Raw genomic sequence first — 6,374 nt, 5'->3', positions numbered from 1 at the left:
AAACTCCGTCATAGCGGCTCACCCCCCCGCCATATGTGCCGAACCAGAGGTTTCCCGATTTGTCTTCGGTGATGCTCGTTACTACATTATGCGCAAGCCTCTGAGCGGTCGTATAGGTCGTAAAGGATTTCCCGTCATAGCGGCTCACCCCCCCGCCAGATGTGCCGAACCAGAGGTTTCCCGATTTGTCTTCGGTGATGCTCCATACCGAATTACCCGCAAGTCCCTGAGCGGTCGTATAGGTCGTAAAGGATTTCCCGTCATAGCGGCTCACCCCCCCGCCAACTGTGCCGAACCAGAGGTTTCCCGATCTGTCTAAGTAGCCGCAGGCAATGCCGCTCAAAGCCAGCCCTTGCTCGGTGTCGTAAGTGGTGAAGTTAGAAAGGGGCTGGGTGGCGGGCGCTGCTTTTGGCGGTGTTAATGGTATGGTTCGCGGGCCGCCTGGGGTTTGTATTATATAAGAGCCTCCGGGTTTTGTGGGTACGGTGATGGTGCGGGGTGGGGGGCAGGTGTCTATGATGGTGATTATTGGGGGGCGGAGGGTGTCTTGGGCCTGCCTGCCCGCCATTGCCTGCCTGTTCGGCAGACAGGCATTGTGGCAGGCGGGCACACCGAAGTAAGGGTTGGCGTGTGTTTCGGCACACAGGTGCGCGTGTAACGGGAGTGTAGAATTTAGAATCAAGAATGTAAAATGAAGAATGAAGAGTATGGATGTTGTCTCAGTTGCCCCGTCCTTCAGGGCGGGGATTACATGGGCCCCGTTGTTTGCGTAGGGCTTTAGCCCTTTAGCTCTCAAACCCATAATTTTTAATAAACTCATCATATTCCTGCTGAAATGTTTTTTTCTTGTGATGCTCTTCCTGATTGGTTATATAATTGTTCACCACATCAAAATGCGACTGACTCACTGACACGGCAAAATATTCGTCCTGCCATCCGAATTTTTCACTCCATTTCAGGTTTTTGTTTGCCCAAAACGATGACTCTCCTTTTATGAGGTTCATCAGTGTGGCAATGTTCTGTTCGGGCGATAAAGATAAAAGACAATGCAGATGCTCCTTCCACCCATTCACATTTATAAGATGGATGCTTTTTGAAATAGCATTCTCCCTGATGTGTCTGCACAGAGCGTTTTTATTCTCCATGCTCATTAAGGGTTTCCTGTCTTTGGTAGCCCAAACTGCATGTACCAGCAATTTTGTTTGACATGTTGTTTCGCTTAAAGGGCTAAAGCATTGAATTATTCTTTTTACCCTCCTACCAAATTATTGGCTTTATATTTTAAATCCAAGCTCTTTAAAATCTTTTAATTTCTTAGCAACCTCTTCATTATTCAATGCAATGATACGAGCTGCTAACACAGCGCTGTTACGTGCACCGGCTTTTCCAACGGCTAACGTACCTACGGGTACGCCTGCCGGCATTTGTACAATAGAATAGAGGGCGTCCACACCATTCATCAATCCACCCTCAAGCGGAACACCAAGTACAGGAAGATCAGAATGCGCTGCAACAACCCCCGGGATCGCTGCGGCCATACCTGCTGCTGCTATGATGCAGGAATAACCTTTTTGCTTAGCCTCTTTTGAAAGTTGAATGCACTTTTCGGCATCTCTGTGTGCTGATGCAACGATCAGGTCTCCTTTTATACCAAACCAATTAAGATACTTAACCGTCTCCTGCATGATAGGTTCGTCTGTCTTTGAGCCGATAAGTATCAGGACTTTATTTTTTATATTTTTTTGCATAAGTAAACCGTAAAACTAATAAACTAAAACCAATAACTAAATAACCATAACTAAAAACTAACAAACTAATAACCAACTTAAAACTTAGCAATAATTCTAAGATTAAAAAACCTGGCTGATAAATGATTCGGTACAGCCCACTTGGTGTTATACACATCTTCAACCCAGGTGTGGGAGATGGTATTGTTGTAGCCAAGCAAGTTTAATATTTCCAAACCCAACCATATTGATTCTATCCTTTTTTTTCTATCAACGCCTTTATCATAAAATTTTATAAGTTTTGAAAATCCAATATCCACTCTTTGGTAGCGTGGAGCAGTAGCAAAGTTCCGGTACCTTTTAGAGCCAGGGGGGCCGAAAGGGAGCCCGGTACCGAAAACCAGGTTCAAATACATTTTTATGGATGGATTATTGGGGATATGATCCTGGAAAAATATCCCAACCGTCAATCTTTGGTCAGTAGATCTTCGGATATAACCGGGCTGTAGAGAATCCATATAGGCTACTTTATCATAACCATCAAGATTCGGATTGATCTCCTCGCCTGTACTATCATAATATACATCGTAATAATCGCCTTCAATATCTTCTTTGGTGGTTAAATATCCTAAACTAAACCATGATTGAGCGCCTTTAATGAACTCTCCGCTAACCCGGAAATCCAGACCGGCTGCATAAGCTTTTGCATTATTATTAGCAAAATACCGGATCTTCACGTTATCAATATCATAGGGAATAACATTATAAATATATTTGAAATAAGCTTCAGATACCAGCTTAAAATCCCTGCCCCATGCCTTAAAATTCATATCGCTACCAAACACCGTGTGGACAGAGGTTTGTGCTTTTAATGAATCGTTGATCATCCCGTCTTTATCTCTGAGTTCCCTGTAAAACGGGGGCTGCTGATAGATCCCGATCGCACTTCTGAATACCACATCTTTTTCCCATTTTGGTTTCCAGGAATATTGTATCCTTGGGCTAAATAAAAGCTGGTTGTTAAAGTCCCAAATGCTTAATCTATAGCCAAAATTGAGGGTTTTGGAAGGATCAATTTTGAAATTATATTGAATAAAACTGCTGAGCCTGTTGGTATTCAGGTCAATACTGGTTTTGGTGGATTGGAGATCTATTACGAAATCAGAAGAATCTGCAAATGAATATTCAAATAGCTCGTCATGAATGATCTCTTTGGAATATTTTATGCCCCATTCAACAGAATTTCTTGCATTAGCATTGTATAAAAGGCCTTTATGTTCAAATGAAGCTACAGTTGCCAGGAGGGTATTTCGAGCGTGGTTAAAGTTTGTTCCAATACCAATAGTGGAAACACATTTATTAAAATCTTTTTTACCGAATTCAGTACCCACCTGGCAAAGCCGGTAACCACTTTCAACATCGAGAAACTCTCTTTCACGGGTGTTCATTACAGAAGCAATCAAGTCAATTTTTCCCTTTTTAAATCTACGGGATAATTTCAGGCCTCCCTGGTAAGTGTCAAACTGCATGAGTTCCTGGCCGTCAAAGGCGACAAATAGCCTTAATACCCTGTTAAAAGTTCCAAAAGTTGTTTCTTGTTCGCTGGGCTGTACGAGGTATCGGTTACGGGCATAGGAAGCCAGGATCCCCAGGGTTGTAGAAGCCCCCCTAACAGCCCCCCTAAATCCCACCCCGCCATTATTTCTTACCGAATCGGTGAATTGCTTCGTTTTCCTTCTCTCCGTTTCTCCGATTCCCCGTTTCTCCTTTTCAGGCGGGCTTGTGCGTCTTGTTAGGTCAAAGTTTAACCAGGTCTGAATGTCAGTGAATTTTGGCTTGTAATCTCCTTTTACGGGAAGGGTTTTCAGCAGGTACTGTGAATTTTTTTGACGCAGCCCGACCAAATAAGAAAATCTTTGGTTCTTTGAAGCGCCTTCCAGGTGTATTGATCCTCCCAAAAGTCCTAAAGTCACGGAGCCAGCGAATTTTTTGGGCTCTTTGTATTTAATATTTAAAACTGATGATAGCTTATCACCATACTTCGCCTGCCAGCCACCAGATGAAAATTCTATGTCTGCAGCCATGTCGGGGTTAACAAAGCTCAATCCCTCCTGTTGCCCTGAGCGTATCAGGAATGGCCTGTAAATTTCAATATCATTCACATAAACCAGGTTTTCATCATAATTGCCTCCGCGCACGGAATAAGTAGATGATAATTCACTGGCAGTAACTACACCCGGCAGCGTAGCTAATATCCTTGTAAAATCGCCAAAAGGAGAGGGAACAAGCTTAGGTATCCTGGGGTCTATCTTAATAATGCTTACTTCCCGTCTTTTGTCGTCCGGCATCTCACCGGTTACTTCAACCTCTTTGAGATATTTAACGTCCTTTTGCAGAATGACCTCTTGATAATATTCTTCGTTTTCTTTTAAATTGATCCGGATAAGATGATCCTTAAAGCCAACGTACCTGATAATGCAGCTAATATCCCGGTCAGCCGGGATCTTTATTTTGAACTCACCGGATGCATTGGTAATGGTTCCTTTTGCTGACCCTTCAATTGCAATGGTTGCAAATTCAACAGGTTTTCCTGCGTGGTTAGTTACTTTACCCGAAAGAGTTGCGTATTGAGAAAAAGCAGAAGCTGAAGCGAAGGCAATCAGGATGGCTGCTATGGAAGTTCTTATCATTTAACCAGACAAACGGAAAAATCCTGCAGTTATTATTGTCAGCTTAATTTTTCAAATCCGCAATAATTTTAAGAGGATCAGGTGCGCTGAATACAAAATTACCTGCCACAAGCACATCTGCGCCAAGCGATAAAAGCTTTGGAGCGTTTTCTGAATTGACGCCGCCATCAATTTCAATGAGCGCTTTTGAATTGTTTGCTTTGATTAACTCCTTTAGCTTCTTTGTTTTCTCGTATGTATGATGAATAAATTTTTGCCCGCCAAAGCCCGGATTTACTGACATCAGACAAACAAGGTCTATGTCGGCTATGACCTCTTCCAGTAGATTTACGGATGTGTGCGGGTTGATGGCAACTCCTGCCTTGCAGCCTGCTTCTTTGATTTGATGAATAGTTCTTTGCAGATGATCACAAGCTTCCAGATGGACGGTTAAGGTATCGGCTCCGGCATTCCTGAAGTCCTCAAGATATTTTTCAGGTTCAACGATCATTAAATGGATGTCTAACGGCTTTTTGGCAATACGCTTTATCGCTTCAGTGACCGGGATCCCAAAAGATATATTAGGCACAAACCTGCCGTCCATAACGTCAAGGTGGATCCAATCCGCTTCACTTTGATTTAGCATTTCTATCTCACGCTGAAGATTGGCAAAGTCAGCAGCAAGGATGGAGGGGGCGATGATTGGGGGCATGGTTCAATATATAAGTAAAAGGTAAAATAACAAGTTAGCTCCGGGTACTCTGGAAAAATTGACAGTTGGCCGTTGGCAGTTGACAATCATTACCAACTTCCTATAGGAAAAAGTAATAATTTTAATTACCTGTTATCTGCTTTTAATTTTTTCTCTTGTTTTTTGTCATAAATAAGTATCCAGATTAAAGCAATAAGACCTCCAACAAGTAAAACTGAATGTAAAATAATGTATTCCACTAATTATGTTTTACTTGTTTTTTCCTTTTATCGTAAATCAAAGTCCAGATAATGCCGATAATTCCTATTACTATTAAAAAAGTATGTAAAATTATATATTCCATAATATTTTATTTATCTTTAATTAATAAGAAACCCCATATTGCAAAAATTAAGGTTGCTAATACTCCCAATAATAATAAAGTCGATTTAGGTATATCTCCAATATTAAATATTGTACCCAATACTACGCCACCAAAAACCAATTTGGAAATGTCTATCAAATATTGTCCAATTTCTTTTCTCATATCATTATACGTAAAAATCACAACTTAGATAACTCTTCCAAATCCATATTTTCAGCAATTGATTTAACCAATTCTGTATCTTGCTGGTTATCCGCTTCAATTGCGAGGTAGAATCTTTCTGAAATGCCAAAAAATACAGATGCTTTCTTCTCTTTTTTCTTCAGCGCTTCCCAGCCTTTAATATCTTCATTGCTGAGCTGTATAGATTGCATTTTTTCTTCGTCAGTCTCAACGGATATGCTCATTGAATAAACGGCAAGCACACCCTGGTACAACTGGTAGGCTCCGTTGTAATCCATCAGCGCTATTTTAACCAGGTCTCCTGCATCATTGACAAATTTTTGCTCGCATAGAGAATAAGACATGCCGCTCATATTCATAGAAGTTCCGTTTGGGCTACCTTCAGTTGAATATCCTGAAATATTCTCTGGTAAATATTTTTGAAGGTCTTTATAATGCATTGCTGTGGTATCTCCCCTGGCAATTCTTTCCTGGTGCTTTTTTTCTGCTTCTTCAACAGTTTTCTCCATGTTTTTAGCTGTTTTCTGCAGGCTTGACAAAACATTATAGGCCTCTTTTGCCTCCTTTACTTTTTCACCACAACTGAAAAGTAAAAACGGAAACGCTAATAAAAGTAATGATCTTAAAGTTTTCATGATTGAAAGTTTTTAAAAGTTTAAAATATAAAAAGTGCAGTACCCCAGTAAGCGGGGAAAATTGCAAATAGAACAACTATTTTC

The 6,374-nt window shown here is 41.2% G+C and carries 7 protein-coding genes; all 7 read right to left on the bottom strand.

What is annotated here, in order from left to right; all coding sequences use genetic code 11:
- Nucleotides 1-568, bottom strand: a 568-nt coding sequence (locus FVQ77_11940; GenBank protein ID MBW8051024.1) for a hypothetical protein, incomplete at its 3' end; no start/stop codon positions are given.
- A gap of 217 nt (nucleotides 569-785) precedes the next feature.
- Nucleotides 786-1,241, bottom strand: coding sequence for an IS200/IS605 family transposase (gene tnpA, locus FVQ77_11935; protein ID MBW8051023.1), 456 nt, complete (start codon nucleotides 1,239-1,241; stop codon nucleotides 786-788).
- Between the two features lie 33 nt (nucleotides 1,242-1,274).
- Nucleotides 1,275-1,748, bottom strand: coding sequence for a 5-(carboxyamino)imidazole ribonucleotide mutase (gene purE, locus FVQ77_11930; GenBank protein MBW8051022.1), 474 nt, complete (start codon nucleotides 1,746-1,748; stop codon nucleotides 1,275-1,277).
- A 77-nt stretch (nucleotides 1,749-1,825) separates the two neighbouring features.
- Nucleotides 1,826-4,417, bottom strand: a complete 2,592-nt coding sequence (locus FVQ77_11925; GenBank protein ID MBW8051021.1) for a TonB-dependent receptor plug domain-containing protein — start codon at nucleotides 4,415-4,417, stop codon at nucleotides 1,826-1,828.
- A gap of 43 nt (nucleotides 4,418-4,460) precedes the next feature.
- Nucleotides 4,461-5,108: a ribulose-phosphate 3-epimerase gene (locus tag FVQ77_11920; protein MBW8051020.1), complete on the bottom strand. Its 648-nt coding sequence runs from the start codon at nucleotides 5,106-5,108 to the stop codon at nucleotides 4,461-4,463.
- A 349-nt stretch (nucleotides 5,109-5,457) separates the two neighbouring features.
- A complete protein-coding gene (locus FVQ77_11915) occupies nucleotides 5,458-5,634 on the bottom strand; it encodes an ABC transporter permease (GenBank protein ID MBW8051019.1) in 177 nt (58 codons plus the stop codon).
- A gap of 17 nt (nucleotides 5,635-5,651) precedes the next feature.
- Complete coding sequence (locus tag FVQ77_11910; GenBank protein MBW8051018.1) at nucleotides 5,652-6,290, bottom strand: hypothetical protein; 639 nt, start codon at nucleotides 6,288-6,290, stop codon at nucleotides 5,652-5,654.
- Nucleotides 6,291-6,374: the final 84 nt, after the last annotated feature.

This window comes from Cytophagales bacterium (assembly GCA_019456305.1).
Taxonomy (GTDB): Bacteria; Bacteroidota; Bacteroidia; order Cytophagales; family VRUD01; genus VRUD01.
The sequence above is the reverse complement of the archived record's forward strand: the minus strand, read 5'-3'. Positions and strand labels throughout refer to the sequence as shown.